The following is a 24904-nucleotide window of genomic DNA, read 5'->3' on the forward strand; positions in this document are numbered from 1 at the left end:
TAAATTCCTCTCTTATGTAATATCGGCATTAAGTTGAGTCGGGCTGCACTGAAAACGTTTTTTAAATGAACCAGAGAAATGAGAATGGCTGCTAAAACCTGCTTCATAAGCAATATCCGCCACTTTTTTCTGTGTTGATACTAATTGCTGGCGAGCATAAACCAGTCGGCGTTCTAGTAACCATTTTTTCGCCGATATTCCATAGTTCTTATAAAACAATAAGTTTAATTTACGCACTTCGATACCAAGATCATCGGCAAATTGCGCGACAGACCAAGGTTGAGTAAAATTATCTTCAATATAATTAAGTAAGCTATCGTTATGAGTAGAATAATGATTCAAAAGCTTAGAAAAATAGCTGTTATCTAATCCTAAGCAATAGGTAAAAATAAACTTAATAAGTAGCTTTCTGCTCACATCATGCAATTGTTCAATCACATTAATCAGATCATCAAAGACAGGTAGTGATTTAGAAGAGGCCATAAAAAAAGGCGTATTGTTAGGATCCTCAATCAATAAATCAATAACTTCATAATACACTTCATGAATTTCACCTGGGTAGCAAAACATATTCAGTTTCTTATACCCACCGACCGCAGTGGCTTGTTCACTTGTCACAACAAGTTGATTCGCTGCAATGGATGTAACAACACCATTATGATGAAGTTTACCTGCTTCTTTGAACAATATGATTTGTACTACACTCATGCGAAGCTCCGCTCACTCAGATTGTGGACTATTCTCAATCTTTCCCCAAAATAATGTCATCAGGTATTAACCTGAGATAATCAACTGAGTTAAAAATGTGATTGGGTGTCCTAAAAACACTACGCTTAGCAAGAAAATGGGTGAATATTATTAAATAACATAAACTTAAGATTAAAATAGATATCGATAAACTCTTATGCCCGCTTTATCCTTATCCTTCTTCATAAATAAAAAACAATCAGTACCATGAGTAGAAATATATTCATCACAAATTTTGCGTATAAAACAATCAACTCATTAAGTCCTCACGACACGTATTCAATGGACAAGGACTCGAGTATAATCTCATCTAAATTATTCAATCATAGAAGTCAGCAATCTCATGCAAGCAACATCCCTCTCATTCGAACACCAGCAGTTTATTCATCACACACAAAAATGGGTGAAAGAGGTGATAATGAAATACAACATCTGTCCCTTTGCTCGAAAAGAAGTAGAGAACAACAGCATACGCTATGTCGTGATTGAGCAAACAAAAATCAAAATGGTCATCAAAAACCTAGTTAATGAGTGCCAACGGTTAGATGAACAAAACACAATAGAAACCAGTTTATTAATTTTTCCTCACGGATTTGAAGGGTTTTACGATTATTTGGATTTAGTCGATCGCGCTAATGACGCCTTATTCGATAAAGGCTATGAAGGACAATACCAACTGGCCAGTTTTCATCCAGATTATTGTTTTGAAGATGAAGCACAAAGTGATGCAGCCAATTACACCAATCGTTCACCCTATCCAACACTTCACATTATTCGTGAAGCCAGTATGGAAAAAGCCTTATCTGAATATCACGAACCAGAGTCTATCCCTGAACGTAATATCGCTTTCGCCCGTAAAAAAGGCAGTGATTTTTTTGAGAGACTCTTAATCCAATGTTGTCATAGCAAAACATGAAACATTAACGTTGTTATTGCAAACCAACACGTCCACAAAATGAGCGAGAGAATATCCCCCCAAACGACACAAATATAATTAAATATCCTCTCTAAAACATTTCAAATAAAAAAAGAAAAGTCAGTAAGCACATTTGCGCTCACTGACAGACAAATAACACCATAAAGTATTACGCAGTCATACCGTTATTCCCAACACAAAAAGCATCAATTTTTACTTGTTCCAAAGGCCCAATCATATAACCCCACGATGGGAGCTGGAGCCAGCTTGCGAAAAAGCTCCCAAGGGGCTATGGTACCATTTGGGATCGTCCCATCACGAGAAAGATTGTTACTATCATTCACAACATTATCTTTGTTTATCAGTTTTCTTTCATCTGTTTCTGATGACGGCTCTTTTTTGACAGAATTAACGTCACTCTGACTGACGACTTGAGGACTAACAGATAAAGGAACGCTCGGATTAACAATTGATTGTTTTACCACATTAGCTTTTATGGACTCAGGGCTAAAACCCGGTAAAGTAAGACTTTTCATCACTTTTTTAGGTTCATTTTGAACTGGCTCAAAGCTATTTACTGGATTTTTTCTATCCCATCTGGCCATAACTGTAGACAACCAATCTTCTGATTGTTGATTAGTTTTGAGCAATGAGGTGACAACATCAACATAAACTAATCTGGCTTGTTGATGACTTTGTTTAGCCTCCACGCTGGGTACATAGACTAAAGATCGCCCTGACACTGGCTTAAGTTCTGACATCTGTGCAAGTTCTGATACGCTGGTTAATTTCCCTCCCCCTATTCCGCCACTCAAAGGCTCGCCCCCCCTAGAAGATACTGAACGGCTACCACTTTTTATTGTGTCTAAATGCTTTTCAGATCCCAAGTTCTCTTGAGTCAACCTTGAGGTATTGACGCCAGATGAAATCCCCCCTCTAGGGTGTATTTGACCAAACATAGGTGAAACTAAAGAAGATTCTTGAGAAACAACAGGTTTAGATCCCATTTTACCTGCATTAAGGTTATCAATGAGACTATCTTCATCCTCATGTAAGTCCATCGAATCAATGGGCTTACCCGCGGTAATTTTCTCAACAACAGAAAGTCGCTCCAAAGGCATTAATAAGTCGATAATTCTCACTACATTATCAGCATCGTTAGCCCTTAAGCTGGCGTCCAATGCAAAAGTCAAAACATCAAGAGGTAATTTTCCCTGTTTATCACTTTGCTCATATATAGCAATTGCAGCTTGCTCTATTAACATTGCTCGATGGCTATCGGGTTCCGATTTCAGATAAATATCCTTTAAGATCCCCCTTGCCTTAAAAGCGGCAAGATCAGACTCTCCATCATCGATATCAGGCTTACACGCAATTTGCATAAGTAAATCAACACTGTCTGGATCATTATTTCTAGCCAATTCAGTTAACACGTCAAAAAGCTGACTTAGCTGTGTATTAACATCTGATGACTTATCAAACGACTTACTCAGTAATGCATCAAATTGAGACTGTAATGTTTTATTGTCATCGCCTGAAGCACTTAATACCGTATAAAAGTTACCCGTTTCCATCGCATTTATTGTCATGGCACAACCAATAAGTTAATTATATTTAATATTCATTCTGACTAAAAACAACCAGCAATACTGCCAAATATTTACCATAGTGCCACTAAGTGGTCTAACCAGATGATTAAGCACCCACTTCAACGAACATTTATCTATATGAAATTAAAAGTAAAATAAAATTAAATATAAAACACCTTATCGATATCAATAAATAAAGCCATTTTCCCCGTTGCTTGTTTTGGATGTAGAAGCTCTCGTTCGACTTTAATCCTGAATAATATTTAATATTGAAATAGTATACGGACTGTTTATTTTGTCATTCAAAAATTAAATACACAAAAAACGCCCCTTGAAAATGCAACCTGTAATGAGCAAAGCTGGCAAACATCAATACAAACATATTATTGAGGACGGGTACTTAAGAGTAAAATCGCTTCGCCTTCCCAGTCGAGAGCATTGCTATACTCTAACCCTAACTTATTTAATAATGTAATAGAACGGATATTGTCTTTATTGGTAATGGCTAAAATAGGATCCAATGCCAGCACATTTTGCGCATAATCCATCACGGCCTTTGACGCTTCATAGGCATAGCCTTTTCCCATAAACTGAGGCAAAAAACCAAAGCCAATATCTGTGTGAGGTAACCCCTCTCGGCGAACAAAACCCGACATTCCAATCACTTCATTTGACTGTTTCAACACCACCGCATATAAACCATAGCCATTATCTTGGTAACTTTTAACGATTTTACTCACTAAAAATGCCTCAGCATCCTCAATCGATCGTATATTCCTGTCACCAATATTTTTTAAATATAAGGGTGACGTCATTAACGCATACATAAACGGCGCATCTTCAACCGTAAACTCCCTCAACCTTAAACGATCTGTTTCTAACATCTTGCCTTCCTTTGACGGTTATTATTTCTCTTCTATATGATTAATTATCTATTTTAGAATTGGTTAACTAAAAAATGGCTATTAGAATAGGTTGATTATCTGTTGTCCCTCAACAATACAGTGGGACCAACCACAATCAGCTCTTCGTTTTGTCAGTATCCAAGTATTCTTATACTCACTATTTTTCTTTCTACTATGTTCTATCATAAGCTTATTTGCATAAAAATTACCCTTTATTATTGATGATGTTGAACATTTAAGGATCCTTATGCACCTCATTTTTTCTCTGGCAATAATCGTCAGCGCATTAACAGTAAGCATTAATGCCCAGGCTTTGAAATCTAATCATTTAATTTTAAGTAACGCCATTATTTACGGCCACAGTCACGCTGATACCATTGTGGTTACTAATGGCAAAATTGTCTATATTGGTAAAGACGCAACCCCATATTATTCATACAACAGCGAAATTATCGACCTCGAGCAGTCGTATATTATGCCGGGGTTTATTGATAATCATAACCACGTCTTTGAAGCCGCATCGGAAGCAGGAGGAAACTGTGAATTGAATATAAACTTTTCACTTGAAGCACAGATCCCCGCTCTCAAAAGATGTCGTAGCCAGACCAATTCAACGGGTTGGATCATGGGTTATGGCTTTTCTTTAGATGCGATTTTAACGTCAAATAACCGCTATACTCCTCTTGAAATCATCGACCGCATTTTTCCAAATCAACCCATTGTTATCATGGAGCAAACATCACACTCAATGTGGGTTAATTCTGCGGCATTAACATTGGCCAACATCACCAAAGCGTCTCCAGATCCTCAAGGAGGAAAAATCCTTAAAGATCAAAAAACGGGTCAACTTAATGGCATATTGCTTGATAACGCAGGCGATATTGTTATGGAAATGGCATGGAATCATTTAGCTAACCCATTTAATCAAAGTTACGACGGCTTAATCAATGGCCTAGAAGAGGCCTCTATGCACGGTATTACAACTATTGGAGATGGGCGGCTTTACTGGAAACGTGGCTGGCTCCAAGTTTGGCTGCAAGTCGAAAAAGACAAAAAGTTAACTTCACGTGTGTCATTGCGGCCATGGATTTATCCAACCGCTCCAATGACAACACAACTTAACTTTTTAAAGCAAATACAATCGAGCGATAAATCACGGTTATTGTTAACCAATCAAGTAAAAATGTATAGTGATGGCCTGATCAGCAACGGCACAGCAAAAATAATTGAGCCTTATAAACAGACCTATATTCCAGATAATCCCAACGGTATCAATTACATTTCCCCACACAAAATGAGCACTTGGCTAACCGAATTGAATAAAATAGGTTACAGTGCCCACATTCACGCTATAGGCGATCTAGCAGTACGTGAATCACTCAATGCAATTGAACATATTCGCCAACAGGGATCTAAAAAACCGTATACTCTAACACACCTTGAGTTAGTCAATAACCTCGATATTCCTCGGTTTAATACCCTTGATGTCACCGCAGACTTTCAAGTGGGTTCCGATTACATTGCCCAAAATGATCATCAATGGGCGATACCTTACCTAGGTAGAAAGCGGGCACATGCACTCATGGATCCTCAAGCTATCTTTAATACTGGCGCTAATGTCACCCTAAGTAGTGATTGGAACGTCAATCCTATTAACCCTCTTGTTGGAATAGCCAATAGTGTAAAAATGGGCTCAACGGGATTACCAGATATCAACACTGCCATTGATGCCTACACCATCAATGCCGCTGAAAGTTTGGGGATAAGTGATATTACCGGCTCACTGACAGTTGGTAAATCAGCAGACTTCGTCATATTAGAAAACGATATTACCCATCTTTCAATCGATGACATTGCCAACACACCCATCCTCATGACCATATTACAAGGAAAGATTGTCTACGACATTGATGATTCCCCCTTTTAACACCTTATAAAGGTTAGCCATCAGCCATTCCGTTAAACAGATTTATTGACGAGTTGATGGTTAACCTTAAACGCATCGATGACTTGACGACCGTATTGTGAAAACGTTAAGCCATTTCGCCAGCACAGTTCAATACGGCGATCAATAGTCATGGTTTCAAAATCACACTCTAAAGTCAGTAACTGACCATTAATAATCTCTGCATCCACTAATTCAGCAGGTAAAAAAGCAAAACCTTTACTGTGTTTCAACATGGCTATTAATGGTTGAACATCTGAAAACAAACTATAGCGGGCACTAAACCCAGGCATGTGATCCAATAATGATGATTCATTTTGTTGTGCTTCTCCCCACACCAACTCTCGATATTCACCAAGATCAGCAGTACTGATAACGGGCAGTTTAGCCAGTGGATGAGCGGGGCTACAGACTAATACTTCTTGATAATACCCTAAGCGGCAATATTGAAAATCGGTATGATGGAGAATATCAGATTCATGGGCAATGATAATATCCACCGAGCCAAGGGTTAAATCTTGCTGCAATTGTGAGAGGTCAGCTCGGTAGACTTCAACACTTATCTGCGCTAAATCCAATGTAACCGCCAATGGCTGGGTAAAGGCTAAGTCCGGAATATAATTCTCTATTCCAATTCTCAGCACAATAGGCTCTTGCTTAGCAAGCAACTCGGCACTTTTCTCAAATTGCTCAAGCTGACTCAAGGTATGAATGAGATGAGGCAATAATTGTCTTCCTGCTTGACTTAAACTGGTTCGATTCCCCGTCCGTTCAAATAACTCAACCCCAAGCTCAATCTCTAAATCTGAGATCCATTGACTCACTTGAGGCTGTTTCTTGCCTAATTGGCGGGCAGCAGACGATATTGATCCTCTCGTTGCAAGTAACAATGCTTTAAGATGCAATGAATTCATAAACTCAACTCAATAAAAAAGTATTTTTCATCAAAACTATACATACTTAGCTTAGCAAGATCATTAATGATGACTGTTTCTGCTTACTTTGCCATAAATGTACTACTAGCTTTATCATTATCTATTGTATTTGAATTTTTTATTGCATTAAGCTCACTGGCTTTGAAGTGACATTGTGCTAAAACATTCGCGATAAATTCACTTTTTGCTTCACAATAGGAATCGACATCTGTTGAAAATTTTTCTGCTAATGCTTTTTTAAGTGCAGCATATTCACTTGCCGTTTGAATATTCAGTCTAAGGTGATCCCTAAAGGTAATATGATTTTTTACAGCTAAACAATTCGGGTCGCAAACATACAAATGATGAGGGTAATCAGGGCTTGCTTGTGAGAACATCTCTCGACCTTCAAGGCCTAGACTTCCTCTATGAGCATAACCCACACTTTTTAAAGCACTTTTAGTAGACTCAAAATCAGAAAAGTCCGTTAAAATAATATCAATGTCAATGATTGGTTTGGCAGCTAATCCTTCAACCGAGGTACTTCCAACGTGTTCTATATTGCAATCGATTCCCTTGATTGCATCAGCGAGTCTATTTTCAATGGTTTGAAACCACGTTTTCCAATTTGGAGAATACTCAACGACTTCTACATTCATTTGAAACCACCACAACCAACCTTTCATCTCAATAATAGCAAATACCTTACGTGACGATAATCGCTCCCATGAACATATTATCTCCCCTTGTACCGATGTTTTCAAACGGTGTTCGACAAGATAGTATTCACCTTTCTATAAAGCAGCTTCTTATTGTTTGCTCTCATGACGCCCAAATAAATTTATAGCCAGCCATTATTAATCAATAACATAATTAGATTTTAGCCAGAATTCATCACTTGGCATTTATCAAATCATGACCTGACTGCTTTTAACGTAATGCCTACTGTTGCTCTTGAAAAACAAGCGATATTAGGGAAATTAGTGAGTTTTGAAGTGTCAAATATCGACTCAGTTGGCCTTTTATAATATGAGACTGAGGCTCCTAGTCTTAACGCTTAACATATCCCGATATAATTGAGATACACGCTGCGCGCTAGCCTATAGGTATATACTGACAACATTTTGAGAAATGCCGTCGTCGTTTATCTAAATGATAGCGATAATTACGCAACTACAGCAATGGTGATAGGACTCTTTTATCAAATAGAAAGTTCAATACTAATCAGGCTTCTTCTTGGACGTGGCATACCCTTTTATAAAAAGCCCTTTATAAATAACCCTTTATAAATAGCAACCTCCAACAGCTACTCGTTCATAACGCTTAGTTGGAGGGTTTAGAAAACACCATTAATCATGGCTGTCTTTGTTGGTCGTTAAACCACAAACGAAGCAACGCAGTGGAAGCCCAGTAGATTGCTTTGTTAGCAACTTACAATTGTACAATATACAAGATCACCGAACCCCCACAAAAATGTACCAAAAATTATTATTCCGGCTTCGAAAAGCCAAATTTTTCTCTGATACTCTTCCCGCCATTCAAGCATTAAAAATTTCGATTGAAGTATACCTTCTAAGCGATCTTGCAATGAATTTACTTTATCGGCTTGCTCCTGCGACATAAATTCATTGAGATACACATTATTGAAATCACGAAGAGAAATCGTTGTACCAATAATTACAATCAACGCGCCCATTCTTGCTAGTAGTGTTCCCGGAGATTCAGGTTTTACAAAAACTTCTAAAACAATGCCGATACCTATTGAAAGGAGAGATAAAGTGATGGCTATAACTACATATCGTTTCATTCGTTCATACCTGTAACGCCCGCAACACGGGAAAATTGGAATGCAGCAGAAATTTTTCCTTGTACCAGCACTTGTTAAGTGTTTGGTTGGAAATAGTACAGCCCTTTATCTAAAAGTTCCTCGCAAACATAGTGAGGAATGCGCATTTCATCTAATTCATTCTTAACTTCAAAATTCATTAACTGTTTTGAATGATTAGGAATTGCATCAACAAACTCCCAAATAATTTCCTTTTTATCATCTCTTCTCAGTGGATTTGAAAATATAAGATTAAATGATCTTGAGAAGTCCCAATGATTCTTAAGTTTATCCTTGCTCTGATAGTCATGATGACGGTGATACAAATTCGTCAACATAACTACATCAACATTCTTATACTCTTCAAATGGGTAGAATGATTCATTGGTAAACAACCCTTGATAGCCATACATGTAGAAAAACCACTTCTGCATATCAATCCAATCAGCGCAACAGACTGCAAGAACATTCAATTCTTTTGGCCCTGTCGATTCTTTAAACTTGCTGTGAGCAGATACAAGATAATCTTTTAATTTATTATCCATATGCTGCTGTGTCACAAGTGGCTTATCAGGATCTGCTGCCGGATTACTTTCAGGATCAAACACATCTTTGAGACTTGAGACCACGTCCTCAAAATCAACAAGCCTTCCAAACGCACCTATCTTGAAGGAATTTGAATTATCAATTTCATTCTTTTTTGAAAAGTCAGGGCACTTAACTTCTATATTGTAGGTTTTCCCATTTAATTCAAAACCACAATCAACATCTTTTGGAGGGTTAATTTTTGGTTCATAAACAAAATTATCGGTATATGTTCGCGCCAAGTATGCTGCAATTGATGTTTCACATGCGGCTTGAAGGTACTTTGCCTCATCAAAAGTTGAACCTTCAACTTGAAGATCTTTAAACAAGCTTCTCTTCTGTTTCGTTGTTAGATGTGCTTCTAAATAACCTAGTGCTTCCAATAACCCAATAAGATAAATACTCCCCGAATCTGTAAATAAGTATTCGTTTTCCTGATTTGTTACCTCTAAGTTCATCATCTCTCCTTAGACACATAACAGCTTATTGAATAGCTGCAGGATAACGTTCTTGGCTGCACATTTATTTCACTCAAACATATCAGCACACAAAACTATCACCCCAACATTACTTTTGTAAATAAATTGTTATTAATCAAGAACTATCATTGATACAAATCACAGCACTATCAATTCGAAGAAACCCACTGCTCTAATGCTTTTGCTTTTTTCTTTTGATTTTCAAAACCGTGTGAATACAAAAATAACCATCGGAAACAAGGACGTTTCCGTTTGAGCCTATAGGGATATATTGACGGCGAGTTATTTTTGTATTTTCACAAAAGCCTGCGGCAGGCAATTAGCACATCTGAAGTCGTGTCATTCGAATAGACTGACCAATATCAAATACGTTATGTATTAAAATGAGTGATTACAGCCCAGCATAAGTAAGTACTTACATCTAACGTCTCTGGACACCTTCCATTAAGTCCAATGTGGATGGAGATCCACAACCTCAATCTGGGCTTAATAATAAAAATCATCCTTCATTTGATTCCAATGAAAGCAATCACCCCCCTTTTAGGCATTCCAGCTCCACACACACGCTGGTGTCATCATTGGACAGCCAGATTTGTCCTTCACTGATATTGTATTGCAGCGTCATATTACGGCTCACCAGCGTGGCCATTTCATTCACGCTTTCTTCGGGAATGTTATAGATTTCCAAATTATCAAAACGGGCTAAAAGTGCCTCACTTTGCTGCCACCAAATCGGTACGCTACGGCCACCATAAGTGTATAAAATGACTTTTTTCGCTCGGCCGCAGGCTTTTCTCAGCCATTTTTCATCACTTTGACCAAACTCCACCCATAAATCGATGTCCCCATTAAGCTGCTTATCCCACAGCTCCGGCTCATCGTCATCGCCACTTAAGCCCTTGGTGAAACATAAAGACTCACTGGCATTAATCACAAAGGCTAATAAACGCACCATCATACGCTCATCGGTCTCTGAGGGATGTTGAGCCAACATGAGCTGATGATCGTGATAATAATGCCTATCCATATCGGCAATGTGTAATGCCGCTTTAAAAATGGTCGCTTTCAATGCCATGCTGCTCGAACCTCGTTATTCTCAGGCTATCATTAAAAAGCGCCAGTTTACGTCAGTGGAGATAAAAGACAATGGCTTCCATTCAAACTAGTACTTATTCAAGCTAGCCCTTATTCAAGTTCGCTCTCATTCAAGCTGGCTATCATTAAAACTAGCGATTATTTAAAGTTAAATGGCGCCTGGTCGTAAATATTTCGCAAAAGGAAAATGCGCTTGTAACGCCGCCACCGCGCCTTTATTTGCATAAATGAGGCATCGCTCCCCTTGCTCATAGTGCTGCTCAAGCTGGCTAAAAGGTAATAGGCTTGAACGCGCGGCATCACGACGAACCAGCTCCATTAAAGACGTGGGTAAGGGACAATCTGCATACACAGTGTCTATTTTCTGTAATAAGGATAACGCCATGAGTGGTAACAGCGCTATTGGGGTCTCATCATCAATCAGTAAAATCTCACCATCAACCGCTAATGAGCCATAAGCTTGTTCAAAGCATTGGGGAGTTTGGCTATCAAACTTATCACCATTAAGGGCAAAGAAACGCTCCCAAAATAAGCGCCTGTCTTTAAAAGAGGTGAGTGTTTGTTGTACCTCCACTCTTTTTTCAGCAACAAAATCAAACAAAGGTGATAAGGATTGCGGTAACCAAGACTCTAACCGTCCTCGAAGTTCTCTGGCAAAAACCGGCGCAGCCCCTGCCGTACTAATGGCCACTTGCAATTTATTTCTATCGATAATGGAAGGCGTAATAAAGCCGCAATACTCTGGACTATCAACCACGTTAACTAAAATGCGCTTCTGCTTTGCAATATTGGCAAGACGAATATTTAATGCTTCATCAGCCGTCGCAATATAAATCAAATCCCAACCTTGTATGTCTTGGTCGGTAACCGCTCTTTGCTCAATTGACACCTTAGTTTGCACTTCAAAAACGCGGACCTCTTCACACACCTCAAGGGCAATAACATGAATATTAGCTTCGCTGCGTTGTAACAGCTCAAGTTTTCTACTCGCCACTTCCCCCGCCCCAATAATGAGAACCTTGAGATCACAAGTATCGATAAAAAGAGGAAAGTATTGCATAACGTCGTCCTAAATGGGAATAGGAGACTATTGTTACTCGAAAAACAAAAATAGCAAAGGCTCATGATCCAAAAAGACGAATATTCACAGAAATAGTGATTAAGGGTATTTTTTCACGCACTGCTCAGAGCCGCAATTCCAACAAAGTTCAAAACTGGACTCATTCACCTCATGGCAATTAACACATGCCCATTGTGGACCTTTTGAGTTGATACTGGCTAACTGCTTACAGGCTAAATCATACTGCGAAATTTTGACCCACAATTCGACATTTTGCACACCAACAGGCAGCTCACCAGCGCCGCCAAGCAGCGCTTCACCTTTCAGCTCCACACAAATGCCAGAGGATTCTAATAATCCTTTCCAAGTGTGTGCCTCCAACAAGTTACCATCTGTCAGTATGCATCTTCTCTCTTCCATGTTAAGTTCCAATTTATCTCAGTTTAAAGCTAAGTAGCGCTCACACCTCACTCAATATGAACCGCGCTTAACGTGTTTATCTTTTAACCATGCTATGCCTAAATGAGGTGGTTTGTCGAGCAAAGTTTTTAATGTCAAAAGGAAAACAATGCTCATCTAATGCGACTTTATCACCACTGAATCACAGAATATTCATACTCATTGAGCAAATTAGGAATGACTAAATTTTAATCATAATATCTACCGCAGTTTAAGATCACTTCATATAAGACACCACTTATACAGTGTCATTAGGCTGTGGTTCAAATGCCGTGTTAACTCTTACATCTGCGAAACTGGCCATAAATAACAAACAACGCCGTGTGGAAGCGCCATAACAGCAGATTGAAGTAATCAGCCTACAATGGAAAAGTAGAGACAAAAAAGCCACCTAAAAAGGTGGCTTTTAACGAAGTGCAATGGCTTATGGCATCAGCGCATCTTGATCTGCACCTTCTTTTTCCACTTCAACTGGCATCATATGTTCACGATTAATACCGAGTTTAATCGCTAATAAACTCGCCACATAGATTGAAGAGAAGGTACCCACAAAAATACCCATCAGCAATGCCGTCGCAAAGCCGTGGATCATAGTGCCACCTTTTAAGAACAAGGCTATTACTACGATCAAGGTTGTCCCCGTGGTAATAATCGTTCGACTCATGGTTTGAGTAATCGAGATATTCACGATATCAATGGGTGTATTCTTACGTAGTTTCAAGAAGTTTTCACGAATACGGTCAAACACAACGATCGTATCATTTAACGAATAACCCACAACGGTTAATACCCCTGCGAGTACCGTTAAATCGAAATCCAACTGGAAGAATGAAAACACACCTAAGGTCACGATCACATCATGAGCTAGGGCTGTTACCGCCCCCACAGCAAGACGCCATTCAAATCGAAACGACACATAGATAAGAATACAAATAAGCGCGGCTAAAACGGCTAAGCCGCCCTGCTCTGCAAGCTCCTTACCCACTTGTGGACCAACAAATTCCACACGCTTTTGAACTGCTTCTGGATCTAACGCCGTAATCACCGACATTAACTGTGCGACTTGAGTATCACTTTTTACCCCTTCTTTAACGGGTAAACGGATCAAAATATCACGGCTAGAACCAAAGTTTTGCACCACTGAACCATCAGTTTCTTCTGAGGTTAAGCCTGCACGGATCTGTTCAAGATCCAAAGGTTGAGTGACATTCAGCTCAACAACGGTACCACCGGTAAAATCGAGTCCCCAATTAATGCCTTTCGTTGCCATAGAAGCAATCGAACCCAACACTAAAATAACGGATATACAGCTCACCGGTATCGCATGGCGTAAGAAGTTGACTGTACCTTTAAATGAAAAAAACTGTAACATTTCAACTTCTCCTTTAGATGGGTAATGTCTTCACGCGCTTACCACCCCAAATCGCGTTCACAATCGCGCGCGTTCCAACAATGGCAGTAAACATGGATGTAGCAATACCTATCATTAACGTCACGGCGAAACCTTTCACCGCACCGGTACCCACTGCGAATAAAATCAATGCCGTAATAAAGGTAGTGATATTCGAATCCGCAATGGTTGAAAAGGCATTAGCATACCCTTCATGAATGGCCTGCTGCACACTACGTCCAGCACGAATTTCTTCACGAATACGCTCGTAAATCAATACGTTTCCATCGACAGCCATACCGACAGTCAATACCATTCCTGCGATGCCCGGTAGAGTCAGTACCGCACCAGGAATAAGCGACATCACACCCACAACCATCACGACATTGGCCATGAGTGCTAAATTAGCAATCAAACCAAAAGCGCGGTAATAGATGATCATAAAGACCAATACGACAGCCAGCCCCCAAACCATAGCTTGTAAGCCATTTTCGATGTTTTCAGCCCCAAGGCTTGGACCAATGGTGCGCTCTTCGACAATGGAGACCGGTGCAATTAATGCGCCCGCTCTTAAGAGTAACGCAAGATTTTGCGCCTCAGTATGGTCAAGTCCTGTGATCACAAAGTTACGTCCAAGACGCTGATTAATCGTCGCGACCGAAATCACTTCCTCAATCTTCTTCATCTTCACACTGCCATCAGGGTTACGTTTCCCCTCATCTTTATACTCTGTGTATAAAGTGGCCATGGGTTTGCCGACATTGTCTTTGGTCACGTTTGAAAAAATTGTTCCGCCTTTCGCATCCAAATTAATGGTCACTTGAGGACGGCTGTATTGATCAAATGTGGCCTGTGCGCCTTGAATATGATCGCCCGTTAGCATGACCGCTTTTTTGAGCACAACAGGGCCACCTTCACGGCGTTGATAAAGCGCATCCCCAGGCGGCACACGTCCTTTCATCGCAGCTTGTACATCAGCATTTTGATCGACCATATGAAATTCAATGGATGCCGTCGCGCCCAAAATTTCTTTGGCTCTTGCTGTATCTTGTACACCTGGTAACTCGACAATAATGCGCTCTGCACCTTGTCTTTGTACAACAGGTTCAGCTACCCCTAATTCATTCACACGATTACGTAACGTGGTAATGTTTTGTTGCAGGGCATCTTCTCTAATTTGCTTCAGATAAGCTTCACTTAAATTAGCAACCAACAAATAGTTATTATCTGTAGACCGATCGTTAAAAATCATGTCCTTGCTGCGTGTTTTAAGGAAGCTTTCAGCTTGAGCAAGGGCGTCAGCATTACGAAACTTAATCTCGATGCCATTGGTTGTATTACGAATACCCGCATAGCGGATCTTCTCAGTCCGTAACTCTGTTCTAAAATCAGCAACTTTCGCTTCCGTCATCTTACGGATAGCTTCTCCCATGTCCACTTCCATTAAGAAGTGCACACCACCACGAAGATCCAGTCCAAGCTTCATGGGCGCACCGCCCATGTCTTCAAGCCATTTCGGTGTCGCCGGGGCTAAATTTAATGCCACCGTATACTTAGCCCCCAGAGCCGCCGAAATGGCTTCTTTAGCCAGTAACTGTTGTCCACCATTAGTGACGCGAACCAGTAATTGCCCATTTTCTAACGTTGAGCGCATTACCTTAATATCATTTTTTTCTAGAACGTCATTCACTCTTGACTGAGTCGATGCGTTCACCTCTGCTCCACGAGTTGCAACAACTTGCACTGCATAATCTTCGCCGAACAAATTAGGGATCGCATAGAATGCGCCAATGGCGATAATAATTATCACCATCAGATTTTTCCACATAGGGTATTTATTTAACACACCATCGCCCTCTTGGCTTATAGTGACTTAATTGAGCCTTTTGGCAATACGGCTGCAATATAATCCTTTTTAATTGTAATTTCGTTAGTGTCGTTTAACGCTAACAATACATAATCATTTTCTTCGCTGATCTTAGCAATCTTACCTAAAATACCGCCACTGGTCAGCACTTCATCACCTTTACTTAAAGAACCCATTAAGCTTTTATGCTCTTTGACTCGCTTTGATTGAGGACGAAAGATCATAAAATAGAAAATGAGGCCAAAGATGACCAACATGATCACCAATTCCATGGTCCCACCCGCGCCGGTTGCTGGTGCATCGGCGGCATACGCATTTGACATAAACATAGTATTCTCTTCTTATTTATCAGATTAAAAGTTAAGTAATTCGTTTTCGCTTTATTCTGGAACCGCTGGCACTTCGCGCCCTTGACGAGTATAGAAATCCTCGACAAATGCATCCAAGGTTCCTGCAGCAATGGCACCACGCAATCCTTCCATTAGCCTTTGATAATAACGTAAATTATGAATGGTGTTTAGTCTTGCACCTAAAATTTCATTACAGCGGTCTAAATGATATAAATAGGATCTTGTGTAATTCTTACACGTGTAACAGTCACATTGATCATCTAATGGCGACGTATCATCACGATGACGAGCATTACGAATTTTAATCACCCCTTCACTCGTAAACAAATGACCATTTCGAGCATTACGTGTTGGCATAACACAATCAAACATATCCACGCCACGGCGCACGCCTTCAACTAAGTCTTCAGGTTTCCCAACCCCCATTAAATAGCGCGGCTTATCTTCAGGGATTTTTGGGCAAACATGCTCTAAAATACGATGCATGTCTTCTTTAGGCTCACCCACCGCCAAACCACCGACAGCGTATCCATCAAAACCAATATTCACTAGGCCTTCAAGACTTTCATCACGCAGATCTTCATACACGCCGCCTTGAATAATACCAAATAATGCATTGGGGTTTTCTAAACGCTCAAATTCATCCCGTGAACGCCTGGCCCAGCGAAGTGACATTTGCATCGATTTACGCGCTTCATCTTCCGTTGCAGGATAAGGCGTACATTCGTCAAAAATCATCACCACATCGGAGCCTAACGAGTCTTGTATTTGCATTGACTTTTCAGGATCTAAGAAGATTTTTTCACCATTGATGGGTGAGCGAAAGTGCACACCTTCTTCGGTAATTTTACGAATATCACCCAAACTGAATACTTGAAAACCGCCCGAGTCGGTTAAAATGGGTCGCTGCCAATTCATGAAGTCATGTAAATCACCATGCTTACGCATGATTTCTTCACCTGGACGTAGCCATAAATGAAAAGTATTGCCCAATAAAATATCGGCGCCGGTTTCACGGACTTCTTCAGGCGTCATGCCTTTCACTGTGCCATAAGTGCCAACAGGCATAAAAGCAGGCGTTTCAACCGTACCACGCTCAAAGACTAAACGACCACGACGGGCTCGCCCTTGAGTTGTATCTAATTCAAATTTCATTTTCACCCTTACCAGATAAACAGTCTGGCTTTACAAGCTCATACAATGAGCGAAATATAAACAACAAGAGGTTCCCTCTCATTGGTAACAAAATGCATAACGGAAATAGTGTAAAACAAATCGCCTTATTTATTCGACACTATTATTTAATTTTTTCGTGACAAACATAGCATCACCATAGCTGAAAAAGCGATATCTTTGCTCGATGGCATGCTGGTAAGCCTGTTTCACCTCTTCCACTCCGGCAAACGCACTCAATAACATAATTAACGTTGACTCAGGTAAATGAAAATTGGTCAACATCGCATCCACTACATTAAATTCAATACCTGGATAGATAAAAATATCGGTATCACCTTTAAAGGCTTCAAGTAAAGCAGGATCTTGACTGGCTCTAGCAGCACTCTCTAATGAGCGTACTGAAGTGGTACCAACGGCAATAACGCGTTTACCCTTGGCTTTGGTTTCATTGATGATATCGACCACATTCTGAGGCACTTCTGCCCATTCTGCATGCATTTTATGCTCAAGAATATTATCGACTCGCACAGGCTGAAATGTGCCCGCACCAACATGCAGCGTTACAAAGGCCATATTAACGCCTTTGGCCTTCAGCGCAGTGAGCATCTCATCATCAAAATGCAATCCCGCAGTCGGCGCAGCGACGGCCCCAGGAGTTTTATTATACACCGTTTGATAACGCTCTTTATCCGCATCTTCATCGGGTCTATCGATATAAGGAGGAAGAGGCATATGCCCCACAGCTTCAAGCACCTCTAAAATGGTTAATTCAGACTCAAGCTCAAGTTCAAATAACGCATCATGCCGCGCTTTCATCACCATTTTATGACCACCATCAAGAATGATAACCGCATCCACTTTTGGGGATTTAGAACTTCTCACATGGGCTAAAATACGCTTATCATCAAGCATACGTTCTACTAAGATTTCAAGTTTACCACCAGAGGCTTTTTTACCAAATAAACGCGCTGGAATAACTCGCGTATTATTAAATACCATCAAGTCACCCGCATTGACTTTATCAAGGAGATCAGAAAACTGTAAATCCGTCACTTGGCCATCATTGCCATTTAAATTAAGTAATCTAGATGCTGTTCGCTCAGGCGTGGGATAACGAGCAATCAATTCATCAGGTAAATCAAAGGAAAAATCGGCAACGCGCATGGGGTCATCTCTACTTCTTTCACTAAATCGGAGGCTAGTCTATGGTTACAGCCTAAGAAGATCAACAATTGGCGTCATTTTTTGCTTTTAGTATGAACAAAGCGGCGATAAATGGTGCAATATCGCACCTTCACCACAAAATCCACTCAAGATCTCTCCACTTCCTCATCATTAGCGCCAAGCTCAAATTGATTGCCTCAAGTATGTTAAACACACGCTAAAAGATCACTGGTATATTGGGATTGTTATTGTCATTTGCCTTTCTTTTACCGCCTTAGCCGTGTTACCGTAAACCATAATGCCTTCAAGCGACTAAAACTGACCTTATATCCCTTATGAATTTTCTGTCACACCTGCACTTAGCCGATAATAGTCATACTTCCCTTGCAGCCAACCTTGCTGGCGATTTTGCAAAAGGCAATATTGACAACTACCCTAAACATTTACAGCAAGGTCTCTGGTTACACAGACAAATTGATCAACTGACGGATAGTCATGAGTCAATAAAAGAGCTGCTAGCACACTTTCCAAAACAGCATCGCCGTATTGCCCCCATTTTAATCGACTTATGTTTTGATCACATGCTGGCCAAATATTGGGAAGAATACCATCATCAAACATTGGATGCGTTTACGCGTAAAGCCTACGATGAACTAGCCTCTTGTGCCGACTTACCGCCAAAGCTCATTGATATTCTGCCTCGAATGCGCAATGAAAATTGGCTATTGGGCTATCAATCACGCAACGGTTTAAATCAAGCCATTACTGGTGTAGCAAAACGTTTTTCTAAGCCTGAATTGTTTAATGATAGCCACAATGTTGTCAAACAGCTGGATCTGGAAATAGAGACTGCTTTTCGCATGTTTTACCCACAATTAATGGCCTATACTCGCATTTGGGTGCGTAAAACACCCGAGCAATATTTACAGCTAAATCAATATAACCATCCGTCACTAAAAAGTCAGCTCAAAGGCAAATGACCCGTTTTCACTAAGATAATGGTTTCTTCTTTAACAAATGGCGAATGAGCACTCATATGGGGACTGCGCAACCAAGTATATTGTGGATACTCGCCATGTTCATCCATAAAGGTCCCCGATAAGACTAAAATTTCTTCACCACCAAAATGAGCATGTGGCTTAAACACCTCACCCTTTGGCCATCTCACCAGCGCGGTATGCTCAGTCTTGAAATGATGAAGTGGCATCACTTCAAGCCCTCCATAACCGGGATGCCACGGAGTTTTCCCAGTATTGACTCGTACCACTTTGTTATCATTTGGGTGAAACTGTGCAAGCTTAACGAACAACACGCACCCTTCGCGGCTAAAGGGACGATGTGCGCTTCCTGACGGATTACGTAAATAACTTCCTCCAGGGTAATCACCTGTTTCATCAGAAAAAGTCCCCTCTAACACATAAATCTCTTCACCTCCGTGATGAACATGAGTCGAAAAATGACTGTTTGGGGCATAACGCACTATACTCGTCGCATGACCTGACTCATTCTCTTCTCTTGCCAACTTTTTACGGCTTACACCTTGCATTGGACTCTCAGTCCAAGGTGCGTTTAGTGTTTGGATCACCACTTGCTTTGAAAAATTCATATTCAACATTGTCATTTCTCCTGCCTTGTTTGGCTTAACAAAACAAGGCCTACTCATTAAATGTAAACCTAATTTCTACCCGCCATCACACCACCATCCACATTTAAAATCGTCCCTGTGATCCAACTTGCCTTTTCAAACAACAGGAATTCAATTGCATCCGCAATATTATCAGTCGTTCCAATACGACCAATAGGATGAAAATCATTAAAGCCTTGCAGGCTGGACTCAATCTCATCTTCAGCAATAAAGGATTTATAAATAGTCGATAATACAACCGCTGGCGCCACAGCATTGACCCGAATACCATATTCAGCCAGCTCTATTGCTAAATTTTTTGTTAACGCATGTAAGCCCGCTTTTTGCATAGAATAGGCTGAAGAAGGCGTTGCCTTCACGGCTTGATTCGCCCACATTGAGCCAATATTGACAATACTTCCACCACCATGATGCTGCATATTTTTAGAGACTGCTTGAGTAATAAAGAAGAAAGCTTTATTGATATCTAATTGAAGATCATAATCTTCTTTTGTGTGCTCTAAAAAACTGACAGGTTTAAAAAACCCCGCTGCATTGATTAAATACTGTATATGACGAAATTCATTTTCCAGCTGAGTCACAAATTGCTCCACGGCCTCTTTATCATATAAATTAACCGACACCGCCTCAATATTACCCCCAGTCTCAAGTGTTAAATCTTGTTTAGCTTGTGCCAACTTAGCCACACTTCGACCTAAGATCATGACAGTATGCCCTTGTGCAACCAGTCTTTTAGCTGCTTCTTTTCCCATACCACTCGAACCACCCACAACCAACGCAACGGTATTTTTCATCATTACATTCTCTCTATGTTACCAACTAAACTACCTACCGATAGATAGGTTTGATGAATGCACGATATCGACTCCACACCAAGAAGTCAACACCTATCTATCGATAGATAGTTCATTGTGTTATCATAGTATCTTTGAAAATAAGCCTTTAGGAAAAACCAATGTCACCCACAGTTGAACGCATTATTGAAAGCGCCGAATCCCAAATCAGAGCGGGTGGTTATAACGCTTTTAGTTTTAGAGAAATAGCAAAACAAATAGGGATTAAAAGTGCGAGCATTCATTATCATTTTCCCACAAAACCCGATCTCGCCATTCTAGTGGCTAATCGCTATACCCGGAGCTTTCAAGATCAACTCAAGCTCATAGAACAAAAAACACTGCTTCCTAAAGAAAGACTCATGGACTACATAAACTTATTTCGTCATGCCATAAAAGTGGATAAAAGAATGTGCCTTTGTGGCATATTAGCCAGTGAAACTTATGCCTTACCCGAAGCCTTGCAAGTTGAGGTGAAACAATTTTTTACTATGAATATTGAATGGCTTAAGCAGAACTTATTTAATCATTCTGACACAGGCATAGCCCAGGCAACACAGCTACTCGCCTGTTTAGAAGGCAGCTTATTGCTGGCTAATGCCATGAAGTCTGATGATGTCTTTGAGCTAATATCCGCACAATTAGTCACTCAAAATCATAATGAAGTGAATGATTAACCGCCAACCTCATCGGCCTATTCATTCATTGTGTATTAAAACCCGCTGTTTTTTGTTAAGCTCCGCGGCGTAATAAAGGAGAGAGAATGCAAATTTTTACCTATTGTCCCCCCAGTCTGCCTTGGCTCGATCTGCGTTATATTGATAGAGACATTATTGTGATCAATAAGCCCTCAGGATTATTATCAAACCCAGGGATCGCCAGCTACACACATGACTGTGCATTAACTCGATTACAAACATTATTTAACGATGCTATTTTGGTTCATAGGCTGGATTGTGCCACCTCAGGGATTATGGTGTTTGCTCGTAATAAAAAAGCAGAATCGCATTTAAAAACCCAATTTCAGAATAGGCAAACTCAAAAGACCTATATTGCGGTGGTCCAAGGGATAATAAAAGATCAAGCAGGTGAAATTAATTGTGCCATCACCCCTGACAGAAACAATCCACCCAAACAAAAAATCGCCGCTCACTGCGAAGGTAAATCGGCCACTACTTTTTACCGTAAAGTAAATCAAAGTGATAAAGCGACCTTAGTTGAACTCACGCCCATCACAGGCCGCACACACCAGCTAAGAGTTCATATGCTCGCGATTGATCACCCCATTTTAGGTGATGAATTTTATGGAGGTGACAATGTAGAAAAAGCAGCCAAGCGCTTACAATTACATGCTCAAAGTTTAAGCTTTAGTCACCCCTATACGCAAAAGAAAGTCACTTTTAGTAGCAAGCATCCATTCTCAATCCCAATATAAAGAGCTGGAGTCGAGATCTACTCCAGCTTTTTGGCCGTATAAAGGCAGATCCCGTCGCTCCAACATTGGAGTCTATTATCGGACGTTAATACAAAGTACTCTGCAAAAATACTATCAGCATTTGCTTCTAATTTTAACCCTTGATTGATTTCAGTCTCGACAAGCTCATCTAAACTATGACAGCCATCCTTATACCACGTTTCTAAAAAATAGGTATTCTGCTCACGAAACAAGGTTAATTTTTCTCCTAGAAGTGGTCGTTCATCGATCCAATGCCCTAAGATTTCTCGGCCTTCCTTCTCTAAATCCTGCCAAAATAAGCGTTTACGCTTGTCGACTACGGGCATACTGTCACCTCAATTCTTTCTATTACGACTTAAAGTCTAGTCACAAGCGTGAAAAAAACAAAAATGATCATGGGATCTTTTTCAAAATAAATAAAAACAAAAGCACAAACTATTCTTGTAAAGCATACAAGACATCAAACACGAATTGATCCCAGCCATCGGCACTAAAAGCGATATCCCTTATCCCTCTAACTTGATTAACGGCATGCAAAGGAGCGGCACCATTATCCATCAGTAAATAGGCCATAATCACACCCGTTCTGTCTTTTCCTGAATGACAATGAATAAGAACCGTTTTTTCGTTTTCTTCACATTCACGAATAAAAGCAAGCGCTTTAGGGACTTGCTTAATACATAGCTCTAAATCCCCTTCTTGAGGAGGTACATTCGGCGAAAAAGGAATACATTGATGCAATAAACCTGCTTCCATAAAACATTCTGCGTTGCAAGATTCTCCATTATTCACAGAAAGAACAGCATCAATCCCTTGAGATTTTAATGCCTTTAGATCCCAAGGATCTTTGCTTGGACCACTTCGACCTGCAATTTTACCTTCAATCAACCAAAATAAGTGCCGCATAAAACATTCCTACACCATTACTATACTGATGGTTTTTTCCAAATACTTTCATTCGCTTTCATGGCTTGCTTGCGTTTTTTCTTACCTGTACCTGCAGGTTTAGCCCCCGCAACACCTTGACGTGATGAGCAATCTACAGGAGCCTCGTCATCGGCTTCAAAGCCTTCAATTTGTTCTCTTGTTAGATTTAGCTTATTCTTTTTTTCTATCAAACTAAAATGTTGATATTCATCATGTGCAATTAACGTCATCGCCAAACCAGACTCTCCCGCACGGGCACTTCGCCCTATTCGGTGCATATAATCCATTGGGCTTCTGGGCAGTTCATAATTGATGACCACTGGCAGTTTCTCAATATCAATACCACGAGCGGCAATATCTGTCGCAATGAGCACATCTATGTCACCACTCTTAAAAGCTGACAAAATACGATTGCGGGCACCTTGACCTTTATCACTATGAAAAACTTCAGCATTTATACCCGCTTTACTCAATTTTTGGGCGACACGATTACATGTGTTCTTAGCACTGGCAAAGATCAAAAGTTGACGCCACTGATTTTGCTTGATTAATTCAATCAACAGCCCTGTTTTTCTATTCTTATTAACAGTGATCACTCGTTGAATTAATCGCTCTTGTACATCATCACTTGTCGCATTAATCACAACAGGCTTATATAGCAACTCATTGGCTAATAATTTGACTTCTTCAGGAAAGGTTGCAGAAAAAAGTAAAATCTGTTTTTTTTCAGGCAATAACTTTTGAATTTGAGCCAATTCCTCACTAAAACCCAGACTTAACATGCGATCTGCTTCATCAAGAATAAAGTGCTTAACATTACGCAGTTTAATCGCATTACTGGAGACTAAATCTAATAAACGACCTGGAGTGGCCACCAGAATATCAACGCCGCCTCTTAAAGCCAACATCTGAGTATTCACAGATTGGCCACCATATACCGCTTCCACTTTCAATTTAGGTAATAGTTTTTGTCCATATTGCCTAATACTGCTTGCCACTTGTTGTGCCAATTCTCGAGTTGGCACCAAGATGAGACTAGAAACATCATTTCCTTGAGTTTGTTTCTTTTGCACCATATTAAGTTGAAGTATGGGTAAAGCAAATGCTGCGGTTTTCCCCGAGCCCGTCTTTGCCTGAGCCATCATTGACTTCTTAGCTAAAATTTCTGGAATAGCCTGCTGCTGAACAGGAGTGGGATGAGAATATTGAAGCTCAGTCAAACATTGAACTAATTCTGGCATTAAACCTAATTGAGTAAAACGGGCCGATGGGGGCATAGATGAAGAGCAAGACTGAGTCATAAAATAGAGATCACTGATATAACAAAAATAGTCGCTTATTCTACTCTATTTTAACCAGCAAAGCTTATGATTTGCTGTGTTCAATGATCTTAATCAAGTTATGAATCAAACAACATTTTTTAATGGAGAGTGATATGCAGGAATATAGAAGCTGAAGATTCAGTAATAAAGTACTGATTTTACTCTTGAGGTCAGTATGAAATGGTATCCCCAAGGGGATTCGAACCCCTGTTACCGCCGTGAAAGGGCGGTGTCCTAGGCCTCTAGACGATGGGG

General features: G+C 40.2%; 25 protein-coding genes. 5 read left to right on the forward strand and 20 right to left on the reverse strand.

What is annotated here, in order from left to right; all coding sequences use genetic code 11:
- Nucleotides 1-12: 12 nt before the first annotated feature.
- Complete coding sequence (locus Q0779_RS20770) at nucleotides 13-708, reverse strand: AraC family transcriptional regulator (protein WP_298775616.1); 696 nt, start codon at nucleotides 706-708, stop codon at nucleotides 13-15.
- 382 nt (nucleotides 709-1090) lie between these two features.
- Here Q0779_RS20770 and Q0779_RS20775 point away from each other — a divergent pair, with 382 nt between their 5' ends.
- Nucleotides 1091-1663, forward strand: a complete 573-nt coding sequence (locus Q0779_RS20775) for a DUF1415 domain-containing protein (RefSeq protein ID WP_298775618.1) — start codon at nucleotides 1091-1093, stop codon at nucleotides 1661-1663.
- A gap of 206 nt (nucleotides 1664-1869) precedes the next feature.
- Here the strand turns inward: Q0779_RS20775 and Q0779_RS20780 are convergent, their stop codons facing one another.
- Nucleotides 1870-3252, reverse strand: a complete 1383-nt coding sequence (locus tag Q0779_RS20780) for a hypothetical protein (RefSeq protein WP_298775619.1) — start codon at nucleotides 3250-3252, stop codon at nucleotides 1870-1872.
- Nucleotides 3253-3635: 383 nt separating this feature from the next.
- On the reverse strand, nucleotides 3636-4136 hold the full coding sequence (locus tag Q0779_RS20785; RefSeq protein WP_298775621.1) for a GNAT family N-acetyltransferase: 501 nt from the start codon (nucleotides 4134-4136) through the stop codon (nucleotides 3636-3638).
- Between the two features lie 268 nt (nucleotides 4137-4404).
- On the opposite strand from Q0779_RS20785, the gene Q0779_RS20790 reads away from it, so the two are divergent.
- Complete coding sequence (locus Q0779_RS20790; RefSeq protein ID WP_298775622.1) at nucleotides 4405-6084, forward strand: amidohydrolase; 1680 nt, start codon at nucleotides 4405-4407, stop codon at nucleotides 6082-6084.
- 32 nt (nucleotides 6085-6116) lie between these two features.
- Here the strand turns inward: Q0779_RS20790 and Q0779_RS20795 are convergent, their stop codons facing one another.
- From Q0779_RS20795 to queA, 12 genes are all read right to left on the reverse strand, one after another.
- Nucleotides 6117-7016, reverse strand: coding sequence for a LysR family transcriptional regulator (locus tag Q0779_RS20795; protein ID WP_298775624.1), 900 nt, complete (start codon nucleotides 7014-7016; stop codon nucleotides 6117-6119).
- Between the two features lie 83 nt (nucleotides 7017-7099).
- Nucleotides 7100-7675 (reverse strand): GrpB family protein, encoded by a 576-nt coding sequence (locus tag Q0779_RS20800; RefSeq protein ID WP_298775625.1) that lies wholly within the window; start codon nucleotides 7673-7675, stop codon nucleotides 7100-7102.
- A 764-nt stretch (nucleotides 7676-8439) separates the two neighbouring features.
- On the reverse strand, nucleotides 8440-8823 hold the full coding sequence (locus tag Q0779_RS20805; RefSeq protein WP_298775627.1) for a hypothetical protein: 384 nt from the start codon (nucleotides 8821-8823) through the stop codon (nucleotides 8440-8442).
- A 74-nt stretch (nucleotides 8824-8897) separates the two neighbouring features.
- Complete coding sequence (locus Q0779_RS20810; RefSeq protein ID WP_298775630.1) at nucleotides 8898-9884, reverse strand: hypothetical protein; 987 nt, start codon at nucleotides 9882-9884, stop codon at nucleotides 8898-8900.
- A gap of 550 nt (nucleotides 9885-10434) precedes the next feature.
- Nucleotides 10435-10980, reverse strand: coding sequence for a YaeQ family protein (locus tag Q0779_RS20815; RefSeq protein WP_298775632.1), 546 nt, complete (start codon nucleotides 10978-10980; stop codon nucleotides 10435-10437).
- Between the two features lie 168 nt (nucleotides 10981-11148).
- The gene (locus Q0779_RS20820; protein ID WP_298775633.1) at nucleotides 11149-12060 is read right to left on the reverse strand and encodes a bifunctional precorrin-2 dehydrogenase/sirohydrochlorin ferrochelatase; all 912 of its coding nucleotides are present in this window, start codon (nucleotides 12058-12060) and stop codon (nucleotides 11149-11151) included.
- A gap of 99 nt (nucleotides 12061-12159) precedes the next feature.
- Nucleotides 12160-12480: a DUF2007 domain-containing protein gene (locus tag Q0779_RS20825; RefSeq protein WP_298775634.1), complete on the reverse strand. Its 321-nt coding sequence runs from the start codon at nucleotides 12478-12480 to the stop codon at nucleotides 12160-12162.
- Between the two features lie 463 nt (nucleotides 12481-12943).
- The gene (secF, locus tag Q0779_RS20830; RefSeq protein ID WP_298775636.1) at nucleotides 12944-13891 is read right to left on the reverse strand and encodes a protein translocase subunit SecF; all 948 of its coding nucleotides are present in this window, start codon (nucleotides 13889-13891) and stop codon (nucleotides 12944-12946) included.
- A 13-nt stretch (nucleotides 13892-13904) separates the two neighbouring features.
- The gene (gene secD / locus Q0779_RS20835) at nucleotides 13905-15755 is read right to left on the reverse strand and encodes a protein translocase subunit SecD (RefSeq protein WP_298775638.1); all 1851 of its coding nucleotides are present in this window, start codon (nucleotides 15753-15755) and stop codon (nucleotides 13905-13907) included.
- 17 nt (nucleotides 15756-15772) lie between these two features.
- Nucleotides 15773-16105 carry a preprotein translocase subunit YajC gene (gene yajC / locus Q0779_RS20840; protein WP_298775640.1) on the reverse strand — a complete coding sequence of 111 codons (333 nt, stop codon included), beginning with the start codon at nucleotides 16103-16105 and terminating at the stop codon, nucleotides 15773-15775.
- A gap of 51 nt (nucleotides 16106-16156) precedes the next feature.
- Nucleotides 16157-17281 (reverse strand): tRNA guanosine(34) transglycosylase Tgt, encoded by a 1125-nt coding sequence (tgt, locus tag Q0779_RS20845; protein WP_298775642.1) that lies wholly within the window; start codon nucleotides 17279-17281, stop codon nucleotides 16157-16159.
- 129 nt (nucleotides 17282-17410) lie between these two features.
- Entirely contained in the window at nucleotides 17411-18466 is a 1056-nt protein-coding gene (gene queA, locus Q0779_RS20850; RefSeq protein WP_298775645.1) for a tRNA preQ1(34) S-adenosylmethionine ribosyltransferase-isomerase QueA, read from the reverse strand.
- A 335-nt stretch (nucleotides 18467-18801) separates the two neighbouring features.
- On the opposite strand from queA, the gene Q0779_RS20855 reads away from it, so the two are divergent.
- Entirely contained in the window at nucleotides 18802-19446 is a 645-nt protein-coding gene (locus Q0779_RS20855; RefSeq protein WP_298775647.1) for an ACP phosphodiesterase, read from the forward strand.
- Here Q0779_RS20855 and Q0779_RS20860 read toward each other — a convergent pair.
- Together Q0779_RS20860 and Q0779_RS20865 are read right to left on the reverse strand one after the other, a co-directional pair.
- Nucleotides 19428-20081, reverse strand: coding sequence for a cupin domain-containing protein (locus Q0779_RS20860; protein WP_298775649.1), 654 nt, complete (start codon nucleotides 20079-20081; stop codon nucleotides 19428-19430). The two genes, Q0779_RS20855 and Q0779_RS20860, sit on opposite strands and share 19 nt — an antisense overlap.
- Before the next feature lie 59 nt (nucleotides 20082-20140).
- Complete coding sequence (locus tag Q0779_RS20865; RefSeq protein WP_298775661.1) at nucleotides 20141-20905, reverse strand: SDR family NAD(P)-dependent oxidoreductase; 765 nt, start codon at nucleotides 20903-20905, stop codon at nucleotides 20141-20143.
- 161 nt (nucleotides 20906-21066) lie between these two features.
- Between Q0779_RS20865 and Q0779_RS20870 the strand changes: the two genes are divergently transcribed.
- Together Q0779_RS20870 and Q0779_RS20875 are read left to right on the forward strand one after the other, a co-directional pair.
- Complete coding sequence (locus tag Q0779_RS20870) at nucleotides 21067-21621, forward strand: TetR/AcrR family transcriptional regulator (protein WP_298775650.1); 555 nt, start codon at nucleotides 21067-21069, stop codon at nucleotides 21619-21621.
- A gap of 86 nt (nucleotides 21622-21707) precedes the next feature.
- Complete coding sequence (locus Q0779_RS20875; protein WP_298775652.1) at nucleotides 21708-22379, forward strand: RluA family pseudouridine synthase; 672 nt, start codon at nucleotides 21708-21710, stop codon at nucleotides 22377-22379.
- A 17-nt stretch (nucleotides 22380-22396) separates the two neighbouring features.
- On the opposite strand, the gene Q0779_RS20880 is transcribed toward Q0779_RS20875, so the two are convergent.
- The 3 genes from Q0779_RS20880 to Q0779_RS20890 form a co-directional block, all read right to left on the reverse strand.
- Nucleotides 22397-22726 carry a hypothetical protein gene (locus tag Q0779_RS20880; protein ID WP_298775654.1) on the reverse strand — a complete coding sequence of 110 codons (330 nt, stop codon included), beginning with the start codon at nucleotides 22724-22726 and terminating at the stop codon, nucleotides 22397-22399.
- 109 nt (nucleotides 22727-22835) lie between these two features.
- The gene (locus Q0779_RS20885) at nucleotides 22836-23306 is read right to left on the reverse strand and encodes a dual specificity protein phosphatase family protein (RefSeq protein ID WP_298775657.1); all 471 of its coding nucleotides are present in this window, start codon (nucleotides 23304-23306) and stop codon (nucleotides 22836-22838) included.
- A 20-nt stretch (nucleotides 23307-23326) separates the two neighbouring features.
- On the reverse strand, nucleotides 23327-24628 hold the full coding sequence (locus Q0779_RS20890; RefSeq protein WP_298775659.1) for a DEAD/DEAH box helicase: 1302 nt from the start codon (nucleotides 24626-24628) through the stop codon (nucleotides 23327-23329).
- Nucleotides 24629-24904: the final 276 nt, after the last annotated feature.

The sequence above is a fragment of the uncultured Shewanella sp. genome, from assembly GCF_947491715.1.
Taxonomy (GTDB): domain Bacteria; phylum Pseudomonadota; class Gammaproteobacteria; order Enterobacterales; family Shewanellaceae; genus Shewanella.

Coding starts and splice junctions, on each gene's coding strand:
- Q0779_RS20775 (WP_298775618.1), top strand. CDS start 1,091: ATGCAAGCAACATCCCTCTCATTCGAACACCAGCAGTTTATTCATCAC.
- Q0779_RS20790 (WP_298775622.1), top strand. CDS start 4,405: ATGCACCTCATTTTTTCTCTGGCAATAATCGTCAGCGCATTAACAGTA.
- Q0779_RS20860 (WP_298775649.1), bottom strand. CDS start 20,081: ATGTTGAATATGAATTTTTCAAAGCAAGTGGTGATCCAAACACTAAAC.
- Q0779_RS20880 (WP_298775654.1), bottom strand. CDS start 22,726: ATGCCCGTAGTCGACAAGCGTAAACGCTTATTTTGGCAGGATTTAGAG.
- Q0779_RS20785 (WP_298775621.1), bottom strand. CDS start 4,136: ATGTTAGAAACAGATCGTTTAAGGTTGAGGGAGTTTACGGTTGAAGAT.
- Q0779_RS20815 (WP_298775632.1), bottom strand. CDS start 10,980: ATGGCATTGAAAGCGACCATTTTTAAAGCGGCATTACACATTGCCGAT.
- tgt (WP_298775642.1), bottom strand. CDS start 17,281: ATGAAATTTGAATTAGATACAACTCAAGGGCGAGCCCGTCGTGGTCGT.
- Q0779_RS20825 (WP_298775634.1), bottom strand. CDS start 12,480: ATGGAAGAGAGAAGATGCATACTGACAGATGGTAACTTGTTGGAGGCA.
- Q0779_RS20820 (WP_298775633.1), bottom strand. CDS start 12,060: ATGCAATACTTTCCTCTTTTTATCGATACTTGTGATCTCAAGGTTCTC.
- Q0779_RS20805 (WP_298775627.1), bottom strand. CDS start 8,823: ATGAAACGATATGTAGTTATAGCCATCACTTTATCTCTCCTTTCAATA.
- Q0779_RS20865 (WP_298775661.1), bottom strand. CDS start 20,905: ATGAAAAATACCGTTGCGTTGGTTGTGGGTGGTTCGAGTGGTATGGGA.
- Q0779_RS20875 (WP_298775652.1), top strand. CDS start 21,708: ATGCAAATTTTTACCTATTGTCCCCCCAGTCTGCCTTGGCTCGATCTG.
- yajC (WP_298775640.1), bottom strand. CDS start 16,105: ATGTTTATGTCAAATGCGTATGCCGCCGATGCACCAGCAACCGGCGCG.
- queA (WP_298775645.1), bottom strand. CDS start 18,466: ATGCGCGTTGCCGATTTTTCCTTTGATTTACCTGATGAATTGATTGCT.
- Q0779_RS20800 (WP_298775625.1), bottom strand. CDS start 7,675: ATGAATGTAGAAGTCGTTGAGTATTCTCCAAATTGGAAAACGTGGTTT.
- secF (WP_298775636.1), bottom strand. CDS start 13,891: ATGTTACAGTTTTTTTCATTTAAAGGTACAGTCAACTTCTTACGCCAT.
- Q0779_RS20885 (WP_298775657.1), bottom strand. CDS start 23,306: ATGCGGCACTTATTTTGGTTGATTGAAGGTAAAATTGCAGGTCGAAGT.
- Q0779_RS20780 (WP_298775619.1), bottom strand. CDS start 3,252: ATGACAATAAATGCGATGGAAACGGGTAACTTTTATACGGTATTAAGT.
- Q0779_RS20810 (WP_298775630.1), bottom strand. CDS start 9,884: ATGAACTTAGAGGTAACAAATCAGGAAAACGAATACTTATTTACAGAT.
- Q0779_RS20770 (WP_298775616.1), bottom strand. CDS start 708: ATGAGTGTAGTACAAATCATATTGTTCAAAGAAGCAGGTAAACTTCAT.
- Q0779_RS20870 (WP_298775650.1), top strand. CDS start 21,067: ATGTCACCCACAGTTGAACGCATTATTGAAAGCGCCGAATCCCAAATC.
- Q0779_RS20855 (WP_298775647.1), top strand. CDS start 18,802: ATGAATTTTCTGTCACACCTGCACTTAGCCGATAATAGTCATACTTCC.
- Q0779_RS20890 (WP_298775659.1), bottom strand. CDS start 24,628: ATGACTCAGTCTTGCTCTTCATCTATGCCCCCATCGGCCCGTTTTACT.
- Q0779_RS20795 (WP_298775624.1), bottom strand. CDS start 7,016: ATGAATTCATTGCATCTTAAAGCATTGTTACTTGCAACGAGAGGATCA.